The following is a 20,342-nucleotide window of genomic DNA, read 5'->3' as shown; positions in this document are numbered from 1 at the left end:
GAAGGTCGAACCCGCTTACCGGTCAATTACCCGGAACGCCGTAGTGCCCCTGCACAAAGCTGAGGTCGATGAAACTCATCGGATCCAGATCGGCTTCCACCAACCCCTCCTTCTTCATCCAGGCGACCTGCCCCAGCAGCTGATCGACCTTGAGGCGTCCGTCAGGATCGATGAACGGCGCTCCCTTGTAGATCGCATCCGGCGTCGACTTGGTGTAGCTCTCCAGAGTCGGCAGCAGCGCCTCGGCTGCCGGACCAAACACCCGTTGGCCGGTCTCGTCGACCGCGTTGAAAGCCGCGTGGTAGTCACGGGCCGCCTTCTGGTATGCGCGCACGAACGCCTCCACCATCGGGCGCCGCTCGGCGACGTTCCGCGACGACGTGAACAGCCCGCCAAGCTGCCACGGCGTGTGTTCATGCACCCAGCCGATCAGCTTGGCCTCCCCGCTGTCGACCAGCTTGGCGACAATGTGGGCCGGCAGCGGAACCGCGTCCACCTGACCGCCCTTGATCGCCGCGATCATGTTCGGCACCGACTGGAGCGGCTTCAACGACACCGCATCATTGGCCCAGCCATACTTGTCGCGCAGCATTCCGACCATGTAATGCATCGTGGATCCGACCTGCGTAGTGCCGACGCTGTGGCCGGGCAGGTCCGTCACAGATTTCAGGCCTGCATCGTAGGCATTGTTGGAGGCAATGAAGCCGACGAAGTCGAATCCGGACTCCTCGCGGCTTTGGGCACCGATCACCTTCAGTGCGCCCTTGCCGGCAAGATTGAAGAACCCGGCCGTGAATCCGGTGACACCGAAGTCGCAGTCGCCGGAGGCAATTCCGACTGCCACCGGCTGCGCGGCCCGGAAAAACTTCAGCTCGGCGTCGAGTCCCTCGGCCGCGTAGTAGCCCTTGTCCGCCGCGATGAACAACGGAGCCGACGAGACGAATGTCAGCGCGCAGATCACGACCTTCTCCGCCGCAACCGCCGGCCCGCAGAGCGCTGTTGCACATGTTGCGGCCAGCACGACCGATTTGAGCTTCCCAAGCATCGTTTCTCCCCGTCCTTTTCTTGATTGCATGGTGTCGATTGCCGTGAGTGTAGGCACGCTGCCGCACCGACGCCACGTATTCAGAACCCTCGGGCGGCACGGTGGCCGTCAGCGCAGGTCGAAGAACGCTTTGACCAGCGCCGGCACTTCCGGTGGCGCCACGTCGACATCGTGGCCGACCGCTTCCAGGATCGCGTCGAAGGTCGCGATCCGTGCCTCCTGCTTGTCGTCCGCCGCGATCCTGGTCCACGGCGCGCGCGGCGGGGAGCACAGCTCTCGCATATCATGGTATGCGACAACATAGTCATCCCAGCGCGCACGGTTCCGCAGGTCTTCCTCGGTGATCTTCCAGCGTTTCGCAGGATCCTCGTATCGAGCCCTGAAGCGCTCCAGCTGGGTCTCGGGCTTGATGTCCAGAAACACCTTCACCAGACGGATGCCCTCGTCGACGAGCATCTGTTCGAACTGGTTGATCTCGTCGTAAGCGCGGCGCCAGGCTGCTTCCTCGGCGAACCCCTCGACCCTCTCCACCAGCACACGGCCATACCAGGAGCGATCGAAGACGGCGATCTCGCCGCCGCGCGGAACCCGACGCCAGAACCGCTGGATCCAATGTTCGCGTTGCTCCTCGACGCTCGGAGCGCCGATCGACCAGACGCGCAGGGTTCGAGGGTCGAGGGCCCAGGCGATCCGCCGGATCACCCCGCCCTTGCCGGCGGCATCCCAGCCTTCCAGCACGATAACCGCGGACCGGCCCTGACGGGCGTAGGCGTGCTGCAACAGTGACAACTGATGTTGGCGCTTGGCCAGCGCCTTGGCATATGCGGTGCCCTTCACGGCAATCTCCTGCGAGCCGACTACGCGGTCGCAGTGTACGTCAGAAGATCTCGAAATTTGCGGTACTGAGACTGCTGGTCGACACGCCAACCAACTCGACGGTGTTGGAGCTGCCGAAGTTGATCACGGCGTTCCCATTGACGTTCGACGCCGCCGCCAGCGCCGCCGTCGCGCTGCTGATCGATCCGCCGTTCACCGCGTTCTGGATGCGGATGATGTCTTCGCTGGCGCTGAAACCGCTGATCGTATCGATTCCGCTGCTGTTGCCGAACTGGTAGCGGTCCGCTCCGGTCCCGCCGTTCAGGAGATCGTTGCCGGCGCCACCGTCGAGCGTATCGGCGCCGATGTTCCCGAAGATCATGTCATTGCCGATGCCGCCGCTCAGCACGTCGGCGCCTTGGCCTCCGAACATCGTGTCGTTTCCGGCGTCGCCCCACATCGAATCTGCGCCCTGATTGCCGTAGATCAGATCGTCATCGGCGCCCGCGCTGACAACGTCGTCACCCTTGTTGCCGATCAGGGTATCGGCGCCTTGAGCACCGGTCAGGGTGTCGTTCCCCTGCCCGCCGTAGAGTCGGTCGTCACCATTGCCGGCCCGCAGCTGGTCGTTGCCAAGGTTCCCGTAGATCAGATCGCCGTCGCCACCGCCGAAGATCAGGTCGTTGCCGTCCCCGCCATACATCGTGTCGGCGCCATCGTCGCCGACGATCGTGTCATTGCCGCCGAACCCCCAGATCAGATCAGGAGAAATCGTGCCGTTCAGGTCTTCGCTGTTGTCGGTCCCACCGATCGAGGCCATGGTTTCCTCCCCGTCACCGCGTCCATCCCTGCCGGGATCATACCGAACCCTGCGGCCAGACGCGACTCGGGCAGCCCTTCGCTACAGGCTCCAGTAGGAGCGATCCCCTGGAATGCCCGACGGATCGAGCGCCGAGGTGACGTCGACCAGAAGCCCGCCCGCGCGCACACGGGCGGCCAGTCCCTCGGCCTTCTCGGCGAGGAACACCCGGTGCGGACTAGCCAGCACCAGGGCATCCAGGCCGACCAGCGTCGATTGCTCGACCATCTCCAGGCCGAGATCCCGGCGCGCCAACGCCGGGTCAACCAGCGGATCGGTGGCGAGCACGACCGCCCCGAGATCCTGCAGCGCCCGGGCGATGGTCGGAGCCTGGCTGTTGCGGGCGTCCGAGACATTCTCCTTGAACGCAAGGCCCATCAGGCCGACCCGCGCGCCCGCAATCGCAATGCCCAGCGACGACAACCGGACCACGATCTTCTGGGCCACCCGGTCGGCCATGCCGTCGTTAAGCCGGCGCGCCGACCGGATCAGTTCCGGGTAGTAGCCGTGCGCCTCGGCCTTGGCGATCAGGTAGTAGGGGTCGACGCCGATGCAGTGGCCGCCAACCAACCCTGGCCGATAGGGCGCGAAGTTCCACTTGGTCCGGGCTGCCGCCAGCACGTCCTCGGTGCGCAGGCCCAGCCGGTCATAGATCAGGGCCAACTCGTTCATCAGTGCGATGTTGACGTCGCGCTGGACGTTCTCGGTGATCTTCGACGCCTCGGCGACCCGGATGGACGGCGCCAGATGCAGACCCGCCGGTACGATCGGCGCGTACAACGCCGCTACTCGCTGCAGCGTCGCCGCATCCTGGCCGGACACCACCTTCACCACGTCGGACAGGCCGTGCCCGGCATCACCCGGGTTGATCCGTTCCGGCGAGTAGCCGAGGGCAAAGCCGCTGCCCTGGGTCAGGCCGGACGCCGACGCGAGGCGGGGACCGACCACCTCTTCCGTCGCCCCCGGATGCACCGTGGACTCCACGATCACCAATGCTCCGGGCCGAAGCGCCGGGCCGATCAGGTCGGACGCCGCCAGCAACGGATCAAGGTCCGGGCGGCGATCACCGTCGATCGGCGTTGGCACGGCGATGACGAAGACGTGGCAGCCGGCGAGTTCGACGGGGTCGGCGGTAAACGTCAGTCCGTCCGGGATGGCTATCGCGGGATGATCCGGATCGTTTCGGTCGAGGCCGCCTGTCAGGTCCGCGACGCGACGGGCATCGACGTCGAAGCCGAGCACCCGCCGGCCGGCCCTTGCGAAGGCCACGGCCAGCGGCAGCCCGACATAGCCGAGGCCGATGATGGCGACGTTGGTGTCGGAGAGCGCCGGCATCAGTCGGGTGCCCGGGCGTAACGGTCCAACGCGTCGACGGTGGACGACGGACGGAACCCCAGTCCCTCGGCCGCCGTCGTCTCGATCAGGAACGCCGCCCGTGGAGCCACCACTTCCTCCAGCCGCGCATTGAGGCCGAGGCCGGCGGCGAGTGTGGCGACAGCCACCCGGACCGCTATTGGCTCGCTGCTGGCGACCGGCATCGCGTTGAAGCCGGACGCCGCCTTGCCGGATGTCACGACAGCAACGATCCAGCGCGCCAGGTCGTCCACATGCACCACGTTGTTGAACGGGCCGTCCGCGTTGTAGATGCGCACCGTCTCTCTGCGACGGATCCGGCCGACCACCTGGACCGGCCAGTTGCGATCGGCCCCACTTCCGATCACCGCCGGCAGCCGGATCGCGAGACCGTTGAGTCCGGACGCCGCCAGAACGCTTTCGCCGATCAGTTTGGAGACGCCATAGGGGTCGGGATCACGCACCGGGGTCGTCGCGTCCAGGCTGCGCTCGGCCACGGTACCGTGGATCGACACGCTGGACAGGTAGATGAACCGACCGACACCGGCCAACTTGGACGCCGCGACCAGCCGGGCGGTCGCCAGAGCGTTATCGCGGATCAGCGCTTCGGCGGGCACCGCGTCGGCACGGCCGGTCGGCGGCGACGTCGCGGCGGCATGGACCACCGCGTCGATGCCGTCGGGCAGGGTCTCGACCGCATTCAGGTCGCCCGGCCAGTCGGTCACCGCGCTCGACGCCAGGAGATCGTCCGGCAACGGGCTGGACCGGCGATGGGCGACCACCTCGCATCCGGCGGCAACGAGGTGCCGGGCGATGGTCCGCCCGGAAAACCCCGCAGCACCGGTGACGAGGACGCGCATGTCGTGTTCGCCTAGGTGCGAACCGCCGCCAGGATGCGGTCAGGTGACAGGCCGTGGGCCGCCAGGATGTCCTCGTGGCTGCCGTAGCAGTGCACGAACTCGTCCTTCAGGGTGAAGGTGTCGAGCCGGCATTCGGCGCGGATGTCCCAGGCGATCTGCTTGGTCTGCGGTGCCAGTCCGCCCTGCGGCACATGCTCCTCGATCACGATCACTTGGCTGTGGCGGCGCAGCAGGTCGGCGATTCCGTCGCGGTCGAGCGGCTTCATGGTGTGGCAGACCGCCAGCGAGACCGACTTGCCGTCGGCGGCAAGCGCATCGGCCACCTGCCCGGCCATCTTGGTGATCACGCCATAGGACAGCACCGCCACGTCGGTACCCTTGCGCAGATAGCGCAACTTGCCGAATACCCACGGGTCGCTGTCCGGCCCGGTCAGCGTCGGCTCGCCGGCCTTGCCGAAGCGGAAATACACCGGCCCGCCGCGCTCGCGCTGCACCAGCCACTTGGTGGCCTCGGTCGCCTCCACCGGATCGCACGGGGCGATGATCGACATGTTGGGGATCGACCCGGCGATCGCGATGTCTTCCTGGGCGTAGTGGGTGCCGCCGAGCGTCGAGTAGATGACGCCGCCACCGATGCCGACCACGGTCACCGGCAGGTTCTGGTAGCCGAGGTCGTCGCGCACCATCTCGTACGGCCGGTACAGCGAGAACGTCGCGATGGTGTAGGCGAACGGCAGCATGCCCTTCAGCGCCAGCCCGGCGCAGATGCCGATCATCGACTGCTCGGCGACGCCGACGTTGATGAAACGCTCGGGAAACTCCTCGCGGAACTTGGCCATCGAGCCGACCGGCGAGATGTCCGAGACCACGATGTGGACGCGCGGGTCGTCCTTGGCGAGCCCGTACAGGACCTCTCCGAAGGTGTTCCTCACGACGCGATCTCCTTCAACTCGTCGATGGCCTGCTGGTACTCGGTCGGGTTCGGCGCGCGGTAATGCCAGATCGGCACGCTCTCCATGTAGCTGACGCCGCGGCCCTTGATGGTCTTGGCGATCACGAAGAACGGCTTGTCGCCCTTGCGGGCGGCGACCGCGTCGTACACAGCGCCGGAATCGTGGCCGTTGACCTCGACCGCCTCCCAGCCGAACGCCTCCAGCTTCTCGAGCAGCGGGTAGAAGCTCGGATGGGTCTCCGACGTACGGCCCAGCGACTGGAAGTCGTTGTTGTCGACCACCGCGACCAGGTTGGTCAGGCCGAGGGTCGAGGCCATCAGGATGGCTTCCCAGGTCGAGCCCTCCTGCAACTCGCCGTCCGACAGCACGCAATACACCGCACCCGGCACGTTGCCCTTGCCGGCGATGTTGCGCTCCGCGACCGCCATGCCGACGGCCATGGACAGGCCGTGGCCCAGCGACCCGGTCGACGCCTCGATCCCCGGATTGCCGTAGTCCGGGTGGGCGCCCAGGATGCCGTCGGCCGTGCAGTAGGCGTCCAGGTCCGAGGTCGGCAGCACGCCGATGTCCTCCAGCACCACATACTGCGCCATGCAGCCGTGGCCCTTGGACATCAGGAAGGTGTCCGGCGATTTTGTGCCGCCGGCCGGTGCCGGGCGCATCAGGCCGTGGTAGCAGGCGTCGACCACCTCGAGGCAGGAGAACGCCGGGGCGATGTGCAGGGCGCCGACCTTCTGCGAGATGTCGAGAATGCGGCGACGGTAGCTCTTGCAGCGCCGCCGCGATTCCGCGACGTCGAACCGGTTGTGTCCGGGCTGCGCAATCGGATGCGCGGTCATCGAGCCTCTCCCGTCAGGAAATCAGGGTCCAGTTGTAGTCGCCGGTATAGCCGGCTTCGTCGAAGATCTTCTTCCAGCCTTCCGGATAGTCGTGGGTGTGGGCGGTCAGCACCCAGTCCACGAAGATCGCCCGCTCCTCTTCGGTGCGGTAGCTGTCGACCTGCACGAAGGCCTTGCCGTCCTTGGTCACCCGCATGATCTCGCGCAACGCGGTGATCAGGTCGGGACGCTCAAGGTTGTGCAGCGTGTTCAGCGAGATCACCGCATCGAAGCTGTGGTCCGGGAACGGCAGCGAGACGGCGTTGCCTAGGTGCAGGCGGCCGATCGCTTCCGGCTCGCAATGCTTCAGGGCGTATTCCGACACGTCGAGGCCGAATGCCTCCAGCCCCGGGCAGGCGATCATGAAGTCCTTGACCAGGAATCCCTTGGCGGCGCCGATGTCCAGCACCCGCATGCCCGGCTTCAGGCCGAAATGCGCGACCATGTCCTCGGCGATCGGCACCCAGCGGCCGTCATAGCGGTAGCCGCCATAGCCGTACTCGCGCGGACCGTCGAAATAGGTCTCGCCGTATTCTCGGCTGATGCGGATGTGCTCGTCGGTCTTGGCGTGCTCGCGCGCCTTGACGTTGCGCTTGCTCTTGGGCAGGCGGGCCAGCAGGTTGACCTCGGCCATGGGAACGCTCCTCGGGTCGATCAGGCGGTGGCGGTGGCGCGCTTGTGAGTCAACGCCAGACCGTCCGCCAGCCGGGTATAGCGGAAATCGGGGAAGGCGCGAAAGGTCGCTGCCGGATCGAAGGGCCGGTAACCGTTGTGCGGCATCGGACCCGAGCGAGGGCTGCCCTTGATTGACGGCGGATTCGCCACCTGCGCGGCCGCCATCTCGGCGATCTCGCGGAAACTGTGCACGTCGCCGGTCGCGCCGTTCAGCACGCCGGTCGACCGGTGGGTGACCATGCGGCGCAGCAGGTCACCGAGATCGTCGACCAGGACATGATCGCGCCGTTCCTCGCCTTCGCCGAACAGCACGATCTCCTTGCCCTCCACCGCCAGCCGCCGGAAGCGATTCGGCCCGTAACCGTTGTGTGGATCATTGGCGCCGTAGACCAGGGTCGGGCGCAGGATACCGACCGGCACCCCGCCTTCGTCCAGTAGCATGCGCTCGCGCGACAGATGCATGACACCATGCAGCGAACCCGGTTCGGCCGGGCTCTCCTCGGTCAGCGGTCCGTCGGAATCCTTGTACACCGCATCGGACGACACGTAGATCACGTGCTCGACCGCCTGAACCTTCAATGCCGCCACGACTGCGTTCATCATCCTGATGTTGCGCTCGAGCATCGCGCCGTTCTTGCAGGGCGCCTCGGCGGCCACCACCATCAGCACGTCGTCGGGCCGCAGCCGCGCCGCCAGCGCATCCCCGGCACCGTCGGTCAGCAGGTCGACCGCCTTGCGGCCCAGCCGCTCCACGTCGACGCCGTCGCCGGCCAGGGCGTCCGCCGCGGCACCGCCGATGAAGCCGGCGCCCAGCACCACCACGCGCGCCGCGTCCTTCGGGCTTTCGGAACCGTGGGTCAGCATCAGCGTGTCTCCTGGGGTTGGTCGGCAACACCGAGGGTGATCCAGTCGAGCCCGGCCGTGCGGGCACGCTCCGGATCAAGCACCCGGTACGGGTCGATGACGATGCGGCCGCGCATCGCCGCCGCAAGCTCGGCCGGGTCGATGGTCCTGTAGGCCGGCCAAGGCGTCATGATGCACAACGCATCGGCGCCGCGAACCGTTGCGATCGGATCGGCACCGGCGGTCACAGCGATCGGCGCCGCGCGCGCAGGAACCACCGGATCGTGAACGCAGACGTCGACACCGGACAGTTCGGAGAGCAGGGCCAGCGACGGTGAATTCTTGGTCGAGTGGGTGTCCTGCTTGTAGGCGAGGCCAAGCACAGCAATGCGGGCGGACGGGTTGGCGTCCAGCACCCGGGCCTTCAGGGTGCGCGCCGCCCAACCCTTGCGCCAGGCCGAGTTCTCGATCCAGGCCTTGACGATGCCGGTGTCGGTGCCGTGCCCGGCGCCGAGCCGCATCACAGTCGCCAGGTCGCGCTCCAGGTTGCCGCCGGCAAGGCCCAGGCCGGGGGCGAGATAGCTGTATGCGCCGATCCGCCGGTCCAGCTTCAGCGAAGGCGCGATCTCGGCCCAGTCGGCGCCGACATGCTCGCAGATCTCGGCCATGGTGTTGGCGACCCCGACCGATGCGACCAGGCACATGTTGATCGAGATCTTGGCCAGTTCCGCGCTTTCGTAGCGCATCGGCAGGATCGGGCAGCCGAACGCCTCGAGATAGGCCCGGAAGGCTGTCGGAAGCGGGGCCGCCGGATCGCCGCACCCGACGATGTAGCGCTCCGGTTCCAGCGCGCGCTGCAGGGCGATGCCGAACACCAGGGTTTCCACCTGATAGTGCAGCGGCCCGCGAATGCCAGCGATCCCGCGCGTGAAGCCGGGCGGCACCTGGCTCAGGATCACCAGGGTGGCGTCGTCGCGCAGCGCCGGGCGCACCACCTCCAGCAACCGATGCACCGCCGACAGATCGCTGGCGCCGGCATCGTCGGTCGGCACGTCGGGTGCGAGGTACACCACGTCGGCGTGCGCCAGGTCGCCGGCATTGCCCGTAATCGTCAGCCTGTCGCGGTTCCCGGAGAAAGTCGCATCCAGGTCCGGCTCAGACACCGGCAACTCGCCCCGATTCAGCCGGTCGATGAGCGCAGTGTCCGGATCGAACAGGATGGTCGGAAAGCCCTTGGCGGCGGCGGCGGTACCGGACACCAGACCGAGATGGGTCATGCCGCAATAGGCGATGGTCGGACGCGCATCGGTCATGCCGGCGCCCCGAACCGGTCGAATGCCGCGTCGGCAAGACGGCGCAGTGTGCGGTTCAGCCAGATGTCGTTGCCGATCTCCGAGCCGCGCCCGGCGGCGCACAGCTCCTTGAAGTGGGCGTACTCGGCTTCCCACGTCGGATCGGACTGGACCAGGGTCACCGCTTCTTCCGGCGGGCGGCCCGAAGGCAGCACGCGGGTTCGGTGGGTGAAGGTGGTCGGTCCCCACTTGCACAACGACTCGATGTGCGCGCTGCCGTTCTCGGCAAACACATCGCAGGTGAAATGATTGCGCCAGGACAGCATCGTCATCTCGAGCTGGACCGCCGGCCCGTCGGCCGGATCGGCGGCCACCACGACCTGATCGAACGACCGGTTCTCGTGCCGACGCGCCAGACGCACGTCGAAATCCCAGGCCTCGGCGACCGGGAACCAGACCTTGAGAATGTCCAGCAGGTGCGAGCCGAGATCGGGCAGCACGCCCGCTCCCTGGTCGCGCCAGGCGCTTTCGCGCACCAGCCGTGCGGTGCCGTTGCCATAGAACATCCGCACGCTGTAGATCCGGCCGAGCGCCCCCGAGTGGATCAACTCACGCATTCGCACGTAGTGCGGCTCGAATCGGTGGTTGTAGGCGGTTACACAAACAGCACCGGTGGAGGCCGCGATCTCCGCCAATTCCTCAAGGACGGCATCGTCCTCGGCGACCAGCGGCTTCTCGACCAGCACATGCTTGCCGGCGCCCAGCAGGGTCTTCAGCAACGCCGGCTTGGGGTCATCGGGGGTACAGACCACCGCTGCGTCAAAGTCATGGAACGGTACGTCCGAGAGCTGCTTGGCGGTCGCTTCCGGCGCCACCGGATCGATCACCGCCACCACCTCGTCACCGGCGACGGCCCGGCGCTTACGTCCCTGGACGCCGTATCCAACGATCACGACCCGCATGCCGCCTCACTCACGCGCTGAAGTTGGCGCGGCGTTCGTAGGTCTCGATCTTCTTCATCACCATCGCCGGCTCGACCGGAATGTTGCCGTCGAGTTCGCACTCCGCCGCCGCCGCCATCGCCCCCAGGATCGTCGCGATCACCTCGTCGCCTGTGGTCTTGAGCGCGAGGGTGGCATAGGCCAGCAACGCATCACCGGAGCCGACCGCGTCGACCACGTGGTCAGCGAAGCTGTCGACGCCGAAGAAGGTTCGCAGTTCGCCGCCCGCCTGTCGGAACGTCATCGAGCCACGGGCGCCGAGCTTAAGGATCAGCACCTTGCACAGTGCTTCCTCGTACAACCGGGTGCCGAGCGGACGAATGACCGTGTCCTGGTCGCCAAGCGAGAAGCGGGCCTCCTTCTCGTTGGGGGTGATCAGGTCGAATCCCTTGAACTGAAGGATGTTGCCCCATCGGCTGGCGACCTGGCTGTCGGCCACCTTGAAGCGGCCTTCCGGAATGGCCGCGGTCAGCAGCGGGATCGACTCGCCGTTGAAGATGCCGTGCCGGAAATCGCAGAACATCACCGCGTCGGCGGGCACGTCACGGATCGAGCGGCACAGTTGCTTGCAGATCTGTTCCGAGATCGCCCGGTTGTCGAGCGTATCGATCTTCAGCATGCGGTAGCCGTCGGCGACGATCGCGTTCTTGTTGATCGTCGGCCGGGTCAAATCGACCACGTCGTTCAGGGTAACGCCGGCCTCGGCCAGATCGTTGCGCACGAACTCGGCCAGGGCATCGTCACCGAGCACGGTGGAGAACGTGACGTCGGCACCGGCCGCCTTCAGGTGCTTGGCGACGATGCCGGCACCGCCGACATAGTCGCGCTTGCCTTCATAGCGGACGCTGAGGGTCGGAGTCTTGCCGCTGGCTCCGATCATCGAGGTCACCGTCAGCGAGTCGACGATGGTATCGCCGACCACGTGAGCCTTGGCGCCGGACAGCCCGGCCAGCGCCTTCTTCAGATCGTCGAACGTGCGGTTCTCGCCATCCAGCAGGTTGATCAGCTTCTCGACCGCCAGGTCCGGAGGGCCGGACTCGATGATCGCCGACGACGAATAGACGATATCGCCCGGCGTGAAGATCACCTCGCCGCCATAGCTCTCGACGGCTTGCTTCTCCTCGGCGGTTCGCGGGTGCAGACCGCCCTTCTGGTATTCGTAGCCCTTCACGAAATAGTCGGGCTTGATCGTCAGGATGTTCTCGATCGGTGTGGCGTGCGGGTCGATCGTGACGTAGTCGACCGTCTCCAGCGCCGCCAGATTCAACGCGCGCAAGCCCTCGGGCACGAACGGTCGGTGATCGGCTTTCTTGACGTGATGATCGGCGGTGACGCCGACAATCAGCTTGGCGCCCTTGGAGCGGGCGTAGACCAGATGGCGGATGTGGCCCGGGTGCACCAGATCGAAGGTGCCGTGGCACATCACGATCTTCTTCTTGCGGCCGGGAGCGCCGATGATCGCCGCGATCTCGGCGGCGGTCTTGATCTTGTGCTTATAGGCGTCGTCGATCACCGCGCGTCGCCCCCTTCCTTACCCAAATAGTCGAACCATGTTTTCGTCGCCTGGGCGATGCTGTCCGGCGTCCACAGCGGCGCGTCACGCCAGTAGTCGAGCTGCGCCAGCATGCGGCCCACGCCCTCCTCGAAGCTGACTTCCTGCCGCCAGTCGAGGTCGCGCATTATCTTCGCGGTGTCCGCCCATGTACAGTCGGGCTCGCCCGGCCGCTTGGGGATGTAGGTGACCTCGCCGCCCAGCAGCTCAACCAGCCGGTTGACCGATTGCGGGTTGCCCGCCCCCAGGTTCCAGATCTCGCCGGTCTTGTCGGTCTCGGCCGCGGCCAGGAACGCCCGCGCCACGTCGGTCACGAACAGGAAGTCGCGCGACTGGGTACCGTCGCCGACCACCGTGAACGGCTGGCCGGCGATCTTCTGCCGCAGGAACACCCCGAACACGGCACCATAAGCGCCGGAAGTCCGTGAGCGGGTGCCGTAGGCGTTGAAGATCCGAACCGAGTTCACCGGCAGGCCGTAGATGTGCCGCCACTGGAACGCCGCCTGTTCGCCCTGGTATTTCGACAGGGCGTAGGGATGCTCCGGTCCGATCGGGTGGTCTTCCCGGGTTGGCGTGTCGGCCAGGCCGTAGCAGGACGACGAGGCCGCATAGACGAACTTCGCCACCCCGGCGTGCCGGGCCGCTTCCAGCACCCGCACCGTGCCCTGGACGTTGACGTCCATGTACTCGATCGGCCGCTCGATCGATGGCACGATGTCGCCGATGCCGGCGAAGTGGAACACGTAGCGCGCGCCGGTGAAGGCATCATCGTCCGGCGCCAGGGACCGGATGTCGCGGAAATCGCGGACAAGGTCCTGGTTGTCGCCGTGATGGGCGAGGTTCAGCTCACGCCCGCCGGTCAGGTTGTCGATCGCCCGGACGCGATAGCCACGTTCCAAGAGCAGGTCCACCATGTGGCCGCCGATGAAACCGGCACCACCGGTGACCACCGCGTAAGGCTTGTCCGCCATGACTGATATCCCCGATGCGTCAGGTGGCGATGGTGTAGCCCGCCGCCTTGGCGTCGCCTTCGAACATCTTCACCGTTTCCAGGCTGAACTGATCCAGGTCCTTGCCGAGACCGGAGAGCTTGGCCAGCAGATCGTTGGTCACCGTGATGATGTGGCAGCCCATGGAATCGGCCTGGATGATGTTCAGCAACTCCCGCGGACTGGCCCACAGCAGCTCGGCCTTCGGTCGCGACTTCAGGATCTCCCGGCACTCGGTCATCAGCTGGATCGGATCGCGACCGGTGTCGGCGACCCGCCCGGCGAACACCGACACGATCGCCGGGGTCGCGGGATCGAGCGCGTCGGCCACTGCCTTGACCTGACCCGGAGTCATGATCGCGGTCACGTTCACCACGACCCCGGCCTTCGACAGTGCGGAGATCGGCGCCCCCATGAAGGTGCCGGTGGTATTGGTCACCGGGATCTTGACGTTGACGTTCGGTGCCCACGACCCGATCACCCGGCCCTGCGCCGTCATGGCGTCGGCATCGTCGGCGAACACCTCGAACGAAATCGGCTTGTCGGTAATCGTGTCCAGAACCTTGCGGGCGAACGCCGGGTAGTCGGTCACGCCGGCCTTGCGCATCAGGGTCGGGTTGGTGGTCAGGCCCTTGATCCAAGGCTTCGCCGCCATCGCCTTCATGCCGTCGAGGTCGGCCCCGTCGGCGAAGATCTTGATCTTGAGGTCGTCGATCGAAGTCGCCGTCATGCTCGTCCTCCAGGTCGTCGGACCGCCTTCTCGCGGTCGAGAATCAGTGTCGCGGCCTCCGCGACATCGCGCGCCGTCAGGTCCGGCTCCACGCGTTCAGGTTCAGTATAGCCGCACTCGATTAGAACCGTCGTGCAGCCCGCCGCCAATCCAGCCCCGACATCGCGCCAGCGATCCCCCACCATGTAGCTGGCGGCGAGGTCAAGGTCGAGATCGTCGGCGGCTCGCAGCAGCATGCCGGGCGCCGGCTTTCGGCAATCGCAGCCTTCTCCCGAGTCGTGCGGACAGACATAGACCGCATCGATCGGCATCGCCGCCGCCAGTCGGCCGTGCATTGCATCCATCGTCACCGAATCGACATTGCCGCGCGCCAGTTCCGGCTGGTTGGTGACCACCACCGTCACGAAACCGGCGGCCTTGAGCGCCCCGACCGCAGCCGGTGCCTCGGGCAGGATCGTGAAACCGTCCAGGGTCAGGGCCGCGATCGGCTTGCCGTTACGCACCTCGGTCGCGACCAGGACACCGTCTCGGTCCAGGAACACCGCTGGCCGTCTGACGCTCACGACCGGGCCAGACCCTCCCACCGGTTGGCCCGCGCCATCAGGTCGGGGTGGCAGACCAGGCCATGCCAGACGACCGCCTGGAACGCCTCGGAGTGAGGGGTGATGTGGTTCGGGTCGACGGTCGGAATGACCAGGACATGGTCGCCGACCTGCTTGGTGTAGCCGCCGTCGCGCCCGACAATCCCGAGGATGGTCAGGCCGTGCTGCTTGGCATACTCCAGCGCCAACACCAGGTTCGGGCTGACGTTGCGCTCGCGCGAGCCGCCGCCGACCGAGAAGATCAGGACCGCGTCCTTGTTGCGCGCCCGGCTCACCTCGAGCCAGCCGGCGAACACGCTTTCCCAACCCTCGTCGTTGGTGCGGGCAGTCAGTTCGGCAACGTTGTCGGTCGGCGCGTAGGCTTCGATCGCACACAGCTTGCGGAAGTCGTTGACCGCATGCCCGCAATTGGCTGCCGACCCCCCGACGCCGAGGATGAACAGCCGGCCGCCCCGGGCGCGCAGGGCCACCAAGGCAGCCACCATCGCCTCGATCTCGGCCGGGTCGATGGTGCGGCAGATCTCGGCCGCCTGGGTCAGATAGGTCTCAGCGTGCGATGCCATGGGGCCTCCGGCTCGCACCGCCACCGTGATCAGGCGGCGGTGAGCTTCTGCATGGTCTTGACGTTGAAGTACTTGTCGTCGGTCAGCGAGTTCGGCAGCTTGCCGTCACGGAACGCCTGACACAGGCCGCGCACCGCGTCCTCGACCGTCCGCTTCGGCTGGAAGCCGATCTTGTTGCGGATCTTGTCGGAGTTGACGTGGTAGGAGCGGATGTCGTCGGTCGGCGTGGTGACGATGTCGATCGGCGGGCGGCCCGGGAATTCCTCCTCGACCACCGACTTGACCGCCAGCGCGATGTCGGAGATCGACATGTTCTGGTAGCCGGCGTTGAAGGTCTCGCCCTGGATCTTCTCGCCCGGCAGACCGAGCAGCATGACGTACAGGTCGGAGACGTCCTCGACATGGATGTTCGGCCGCAGCTGGCTGCCGCCGAACACCGTGATCTTGCCGTTGTTGACCGCGTGGTTGGTCAGGATGTTCACCGACAGGTCCAGGCGCATGCGCGGGCCGTAGCCGCACACCGTCGCTGGGCGGATGGTGACGCCGATGAAGTCGTCGGAAATGTGTTTCCACAGCAGCGGCTCGCACATGCCCTTGAACTTGTTGTAGTCGGTCAGCGGGACCAGCGGATGGTCCTCGGTCACGTCCGGAGCCTCCGACACGCCGTAGACCGAGCTGGTCGAGGCATAGACGAACCGCTTCACGCCGGCCTGCTTGGCGTTGACCACCATTGGCTCGAAGCAGTCGTAGTTGATCGACTTCGACAAGTTGGGGTCGAGGATGAAGCTGGGGTCGTTGGAAATGCAGGCCAGGTGGATCACCGCGTCGCAACCGGCCACCGCCTTGGCGAACGCCGCGCTGTCCCGCAGGTCGCCCTTGATCGAGGTCAGCTTCGGGTTCTGCTTCGGCAGGGTGTCGTCGCCGAAGTACTGGATGTCGAACACCACGACTTCGTAACCGGCGTCGAGCAGCTTCGGCGTCAGCACGGAGCCGACATACCCGGCGCCGCCGGTGACGAGGACGCGCTTGATGGACTGATCGGTCATGACGGGATCCCGGAAATCAACAGGTTTGCGCAGCCCGCAAGGGCTGCCGCAGTGGCGGTCGTATAGCGGTTTTGCCTCAGCGCGGCAAGGCGCGCGACGCCTCGCCGGCTCCGGGTCCCGACGGCGTCAGCTGAAGGTATCGACGCCCTCGATCGCCGGCAGCAGCGCCGGGTCGATCTGGGTCGGCGCCACGTCGAGTGCCGCGTTCATCTGCAGCAATTCCTCGGCCCGCCGCACACCCTCTTCGTCCTCGACCACGATGTCCTCGAACACGAAATGCAGTGCGGCACCGCTCTCCAGGAACCGATCGTAAATCCAGCGTCGCTTGTCGGGGTCGGTCGGCATCATGAACAGGCTGCACATCACGATGCCTTCGATCTCGTCGAGCTTGCGGAGCATCGAGTAGAGCTGCACGAAGCAGTTGTCGAAGAAGTACTCACCAACCGACAGGCGGATCTGCGCGCCTTTGCGGGTGATGTAGTCGCGCATCACCAGATTCTGAACGGTCGCGGGCATGCGCATGCCCTTGAACGACTGGTGGGTGACGTAGCCCTGGAGGCCCGAGCGGGTGCGATTGGCGCCCTCAGCCATTGAACCCCTCCGGCGCCTTGAAGTTCATGCCGATCCGGCTGGTCATCTTCGGGGTGATCGGGGTGTAGAACCGGCCCAGGCACTTCTCGTCGCTGGCGTAGGGCGTGAACAGGCCGGTCAGCCGGCAGTTGACCGACCACCGGCTCTCCGCCGTGTCGTTGCGCACGTTGCCGTGCAGCAGGATCGGCGAGAACACCAGGGTCTGGCCGTATTTCACCGGGATCCAGTGGAATTCGTTGCGGTAGGCCTCGAACAGGTCGAACTCCTTGCCACCGTCCTTCAGCGTGCTCATCCGCTCGCGAACCGTGCGGTTGATCTCCGGCCGCAGGATGTACATCGCCTTGGTGTCATAAACATCGACCAGCGGCGTCCACTCGACGACCTCGTACGGCGTCTCGGCCGACCAGACGTCGGCGTGTACCGCCAGGGTCGAGGTCTCGTCGTTCGGCATCTGGATCGACAGGTTGACCCGGTTCTGCATTGCCAGTTCGTTGCCGACCAGAGCGTCAATCGCCTTGCGCGCCAGCGACAGATAGGTCGGCCGGCACCAGGAGTGCTTGTTCAGGCCATTGAACACATGCAGGCGCAGCGCGTTGATCTCTGCGACCGTAACCCGCTCGTGAATGCCGTTCAGGAACGCGCCGTCATCGGCCGGTGGATCGCATTTCAGATGCTCGCAGGCCAATCGCACGATCTCGTGGCGGAACGCATCCAGCGCCGCACGGTCGTCGACGTCACGCACCACATAGCCGTTGGCCATGAAGTCGGCTGCAAGCGCATCCTCGCCAGGATCGGTGAAGCGGTCGGTCAGGCCCATGGAACGACTCGTCCGTCAGCGGTTTCGCCAGATCGCCCACCGTCTCTAGCGCGGACGGCGGCATCGGCCAAGAGCCACTTGCGCCCCCGGCCGTCGCGCGGATGCATCATAGTGTCGCGATACGCCGGGCGGCCTCGGCGATAACGGCATCCCAGGCGGTGCCGCGCTGACGCAGCACGGTCAAGCTGGGGTACCACGGCACCGTCTCGCCATCCTCGAACCAGAACCACAGCGGGTCGCGCTGCATCAACACCAAGCCCGGCACGCCGAGCGCGCCGGCCAGATGGGCGTTGGTGCCGGAGATTGTGACGACGGCGTCGAGGGCGGCAATCTGCGCCGCCAGTTCGTCGAGATCGTCGCGGATGTCCGCCGCAGGGTTGTCGAACGGCACCGGTCGCCGGGACGCGGCGACTTCCGCGGTTTCTTCCGGATCCGGATCATACTGCAGGCTGATCCAGGTTCCCTGCGATGCGCGCAGTACCGGCGCCAACGCTGCCAACGCAATCGACTTGCGACTGGCGGTACGCCGGTTGCCGCTGCGCCACGCCAGCCCGATATGGGGACCAGGGCCAAGAGCAGCGAACTGTTCGCGCCAATGCGCCACCCTCGCCGGATCGGCGACGAGCATTGCCGGCGCCCCCGGCGCCAATACGGCATCGCGCGGCAGCACCCCCGGCAGGCGGGCGGTCGATGATTGCGCGGTTGGGGCCGCTGCGGCGATTCGGCTGTCCGCGGGATCCATCCGCGGGACCACCGTCACGCCGGTCAGGGAACGCCCGAACAGCCCGACCAGGCGTGGGTCCGCTTCCAGTACGACCGGCGCATTGGCCCGGTGCCGAGCCTCTGCAACCAAGGTCGCGAACAGGATCTCGTCACCGACCCCGAACTGCCCCCACAGCAACAACGGCCCGCCCGAAACCGGTGTCCCGGTCCAAAGTGGCGGACTGAACAACCGCTGCCGAGAGTCTGGCTCCGGATCGAGCCAACGGGCAGCATAGTCGTCACCGCCGCTCCAATCCCGCCGGCCCAGGCGAATCCAGCCCCGCGACCAGCGCGCTCGGGTGTCGCTCGGATCGAGCCGCAGCGCCCGGTCCAGATCGTCCAGGGCGACCGACTTCCGGCCGACCTCGATCAACGCCATGGCCCGGTTGATCAGGCACTCGATGTCATCGGGTTCCTGCGCAAGCACCCGGTCCAGCAGGACCACCGCGCCCCGAGCGTCACCGGCTTCCTGCCGAAGCGCCGCCGCGATCTTCAGTGTGCCCACGCTTGCGTCCGGCAGGACCGCGCCGCGCAGGTATCCAGCCTGATGCTCCGAAACCGTGCCCAGCAGGCCCCATGCACCGGCATGGGTCGGATGCAGCAGCAAGCAGCGGCGCAATGCGGGGACGGCGCGTGCGGTGTCTTCGCTACGGCTTCGGGCCAGACCAAGGCTATACCAAGGGCGTGAATTCCCGGGCACCTGTCCGGCGATCGCTTCAAACGCGTCGCCGGCCGCGTTCCAGTCGGATGCGGCTATCGCGGCCCGAGCCGCACGATCGAGCCCGTCGAGCCCCTCGGTCACGCCGGATCCGGCATTGCGCCGGGAAATCCGTCGGCAACCGCGTTCGATGTGATGCGCGGCAGGTTCCCGGTCGCAACCTGCTCGATCAAGGCGATCTGCTGAGGCAGGCAAACCGTCTCAAGGTCGTAGTTCCGCACCGCGTAGTCGCGCGCAGCCGCGGAATATCGGGATCGCGTTTCCGGATCGTCCAGCAAGGTACATATACGATTCACCATCGCCTCGCCGTCGAAGTAGTCGACCAGGGCCCCGGTCTCACCATCGCGCAAGACCTCGCAGACCGGCGGCGTGGACGACGCCACCATGCAGCATCCGGTCGACATCGACTCCAGCATCGACCAGGACAGCACGAACGGATATGTCAGATAGGTGTGAACGCGGGAAACCCGAAGCACCCGCAGATAATACTCGTAGGGTACACGGCCGACGAAATGCACGCGCCGCGGATCGATCCGCACCTCGGCCAGCATCTTCTCGCGCCAGCTTCTGGCATCGCCGGGCAGTCCCCCATAGCTGGCGTCATCGCCACCGACCAGCACGACGTGGGCATTGGGGCGCCGCTTCAGCAGCGCCGGCAGCGCCCGCATGAATCGATCGAAGCCGCGGTAGGGTTCCAGGTTGCGCGCGATATACGTGATCACCTCGTCGTCGCGCGACAGAACGGTACCGTTCGGCAACGGCAGGCGCGCCGTTGCGTCCGGCGTGCACAGCGTAGTGCGAATGCCATCATGGATCACCGACATCCGCGATCGGTAGGCGGCGGGTTGCTGCTGCCACTGCCACTGGGTCGGCGTAACCGACCAGTCGGCCGCTTCAAGACTCAGCAGCAGATGAACGTTGCGGGCACGGGATCGGCAAATAATGTCGAATTCCGGCTCCTTCGCCATGTCGAAGCCGACGTCGGAACCGCGCCCGCGGTAGTAGTACTCCGCATAGACCAGCAACGGCACGTTGGGGAACACATCCTTAAGGAACAACGCCTCGCCCCAACCGGAATGCACGCACATCACGTCGGGGGTGAAACCGGAAGCCTTCAGCGCTATCGCCTCACGGGCCACCGCCTGGCCGTACAGCAGGTGCTCGTCCAGGAATCTGACGTAGTGGTGCCCGTCGATCTTGGGCTCGCGACTCAGGTCATACCGGATCTTGCGGACACCCGGCATCTCCACGTCCTTGCGCCGGGTCAGAAAGACGACCTCGTTCTTCGGATCGCGAGCGTAGTGGGATGCCAGGTGCGCGTATTGCGCCGGCATGTTCTGGTGGACGAACAGGATACGCACGGGGATATCCGATCGGGCGATTATTCGGCGGCGATC

The 20,342-nt window shown here is 66.2% G+C and carries 21 protein-coding genes; all 21 read right to left on the bottom strand.

Annotated features, from left to right (window positions below; all coding sequences use genetic code 11):
• Nucleotides 1-22: 22 nt before the first annotated feature.
• Nucleotides 23-1,045 (bottom strand): ABC transporter substrate-binding protein, encoded by a 1,023-nt coding sequence (locus RIC54_RS07930; protein ID WP_350086462.1) that lies wholly within the window; start codon nt 1,043-1,045, stop codon nt 23-25.
• Between the two features lie 108 nt (nt 1,046-1,153).
• Nucleotides 1,154-1,882 (bottom strand): polyphosphate kinase 2 family protein, encoded by a 729-nt coding sequence (locus RIC54_RS07925; RefSeq protein ID WP_350086459.1) that lies wholly within the window; start codon nt 1,880-1,882, stop codon nt 1,154-1,156.
• Nucleotides 1,883-1,922: 40 nt separating this feature from the next.
• Nucleotides 1,923-2,681, bottom strand: coding sequence for a calcium-binding protein (locus tag RIC54_RS07920; protein WP_350086456.1), 759 nt, complete (start codon nt 2,679-2,681; stop codon nt 1,923-1,925).
• An 81-nt stretch (nt 2,682-2,762) separates the two neighbouring features.
• Nucleotides 2,763-4,055, bottom strand: a complete 1,293-nt coding sequence (locus tag RIC54_RS07915) for a nucleotide sugar dehydrogenase (protein ID WP_350086453.1) — start codon at nt 4,053-4,055, stop codon at nt 2,763-2,765.
• Nucleotides 4,055-4,933 (bottom strand): NAD-dependent epimerase/dehydratase family protein, encoded by an 879-nt coding sequence (locus RIC54_RS07910; RefSeq protein ID WP_350086450.1) that lies wholly within the window; start codon nt 4,931-4,933, stop codon nt 4,055-4,057. Before RIC54_RS07910 ends, RIC54_RS07915 begins: the two co-directional genes overlap by 1 nt.
• A gap of 11 nt (nt 4,934-4,944) precedes the next feature.
• Complete coding sequence (locus RIC54_RS07905) at nt 4,945-5,865, bottom strand: transketolase family protein (RefSeq protein WP_350086447.1); 921 nt, start codon at nt 5,863-5,865, stop codon at nt 4,945-4,947.
• A complete protein-coding gene (locus tag RIC54_RS07900) occupies nt 5,862-6,725 on the bottom strand; it encodes a transketolase (RefSeq protein ID WP_350086444.1) in 864 nt (287 codons plus the stop codon). The genes RIC54_RS07905 and RIC54_RS07900 overlap by 4 nt, the downstream gene beginning before the upstream one ends.
• A 13-nt stretch (nt 6,726-6,738) precedes the next feature.
• A complete protein-coding gene (locus RIC54_RS07895) occupies nt 6,739-7,398 on the bottom strand; it encodes a class I SAM-dependent methyltransferase (RefSeq protein ID WP_350086441.1) in 660 nt (219 codons plus the stop codon).
• Between the two features lie 20 nt (nt 7,399-7,418).
• Nucleotides 7,419-8,303 carry an NAD-dependent epimerase/dehydratase family protein gene (locus RIC54_RS07890; protein WP_350086438.1) on the bottom strand — a complete coding sequence of 295 codons (885 nt, stop codon included), beginning with the start codon at nt 8,301-8,303 and terminating at the stop codon, nt 7,419-7,421.
• Complete coding sequence (locus RIC54_RS07885) at nt 8,303-9,595, bottom strand: UDP binding domain-containing protein (protein ID WP_350086435.1); 1,293 nt, start codon at nt 9,593-9,595, stop codon at nt 8,303-8,305. The genes RIC54_RS07890 and RIC54_RS07885 overlap by 1 nt, the downstream gene beginning before the upstream one ends.
• The gene (locus RIC54_RS07880) at nt 9,592-10,536 is read right to left on the bottom strand and encodes a Gfo/Idh/MocA family protein (protein WP_350086432.1); all 945 of its coding nucleotides are present in this window, start codon (nt 10,534-10,536) and stop codon (nt 9,592-9,594) included. Before RIC54_RS07880 ends, RIC54_RS07885 begins: the two co-directional genes overlap by 4 nt.
• Before the next feature lie 10 nt (nt 10,537-10,546).
• Nucleotides 10,547-12,088, bottom strand: a complete 1,542-nt coding sequence (locus RIC54_RS07875) for a PfkB family carbohydrate kinase (RefSeq protein WP_350086429.1) — start codon at nt 12,086-12,088, stop codon at nt 10,547-10,549.
• Nucleotides 12,085-13,098, bottom strand: a complete 1,014-nt coding sequence (locus RIC54_RS07870) for an NAD-dependent epimerase/dehydratase family protein (RefSeq protein ID WP_350086426.1) — start codon at nt 13,096-13,098, stop codon at nt 12,085-12,087. The genes RIC54_RS07875 and RIC54_RS07870 overlap by 4 nt, the downstream gene beginning before the upstream one ends.
• Nucleotides 13,099-13,117: 19 nt before the next feature.
• Nucleotides 13,118-13,846: a transaldolase gene (locus tag RIC54_RS07865; protein WP_350150909.1), complete on the bottom strand. Its 729-nt coding sequence runs from the start codon at nt 13,844-13,846 to the stop codon at nt 13,118-13,120.
• Nucleotides 13,843-14,409: a D-glycero-alpha-D-manno-heptose-1,7-bisphosphate 7-phosphatase gene (locus tag RIC54_RS07860; protein ID WP_350086420.1), complete on the bottom strand. Its 567-nt coding sequence runs from the start codon at nt 14,407-14,409 to the stop codon at nt 13,843-13,845. The genes RIC54_RS07865 and RIC54_RS07860 overlap by 4 nt, the downstream gene beginning before the upstream one ends.
• On the bottom strand, nt 14,406-15,011 hold the full coding sequence (locus RIC54_RS07855; protein WP_350086417.1) for an SIS domain-containing protein: 606 nt from the start codon (nt 15,009-15,011) through the stop codon (nt 14,406-14,408). The genes RIC54_RS07860 and RIC54_RS07855 overlap by 4 nt, the downstream gene beginning before the upstream one ends.
• 29 nt (nt 15,012-15,040) lie before the next feature.
• Nucleotides 15,041-16,057, bottom strand: coding sequence for an NAD-dependent epimerase/dehydratase family protein (locus RIC54_RS07850; RefSeq protein WP_007675551.1), 1,017 nt, complete (start codon nt 16,055-16,057; stop codon nt 15,041-15,043).
• 126 nt (nt 16,058-16,183) lie between these two features.
• The gene (locus RIC54_RS07845; RefSeq protein WP_350086413.1) at nt 16,184-16,648 is read right to left on the bottom strand and encodes an LIC12192 family sporadic carbohydrate cluster protein; all 465 of its coding nucleotides are present in this window, start codon (nt 16,646-16,648) and stop codon (nt 16,184-16,186) included.
• Nucleotides 16,641-17,465: a sporadic carbohydrate cluster 2OG-Fe(II) oxygenase gene (locus RIC54_RS07840; RefSeq protein WP_350086410.1), complete on the bottom strand. Its 825-nt coding sequence runs from the start codon at nt 17,463-17,465 to the stop codon at nt 16,641-16,643. Before RIC54_RS07840 ends, RIC54_RS07845 begins: the two co-directional genes overlap by 8 nt.
• Before the next feature lie 106 nt (nt 17,466-17,571).
• A complete protein-coding gene (locus tag RIC54_RS07835; RefSeq protein WP_350086407.1) occupies nt 17,572-19,029 on the bottom strand; it encodes a tetratricopeptide repeat-containing glycosyltransferase family protein in 1,458 nt (485 codons plus the stop codon).
• A complete protein-coding gene (locus RIC54_RS07830) occupies nt 19,026-20,306 on the bottom strand; it encodes a glycosyltransferase family 4 protein (protein ID WP_350086404.1) in 1,281 nt (426 codons plus the stop codon). The genes RIC54_RS07835 and RIC54_RS07830 overlap by 4 nt, the downstream gene beginning before the upstream one ends.
• Between the last annotated feature and the right edge of the window lie 36 nt (nt 20,307-20,342).

It is taken from the genome of Thalassobaculum sp., assembly GCF_040219215.1.
Lineage (GTDB): Bacteria > Pseudomonadota > Alphaproteobacteria > Thalassobaculales > Thalassobaculaceae > Thalassobaculum_A.
Note: the sequence above shows the minus strand (reverse complement) of the source record. Positions and strands in the feature narration are given on the sequence as shown.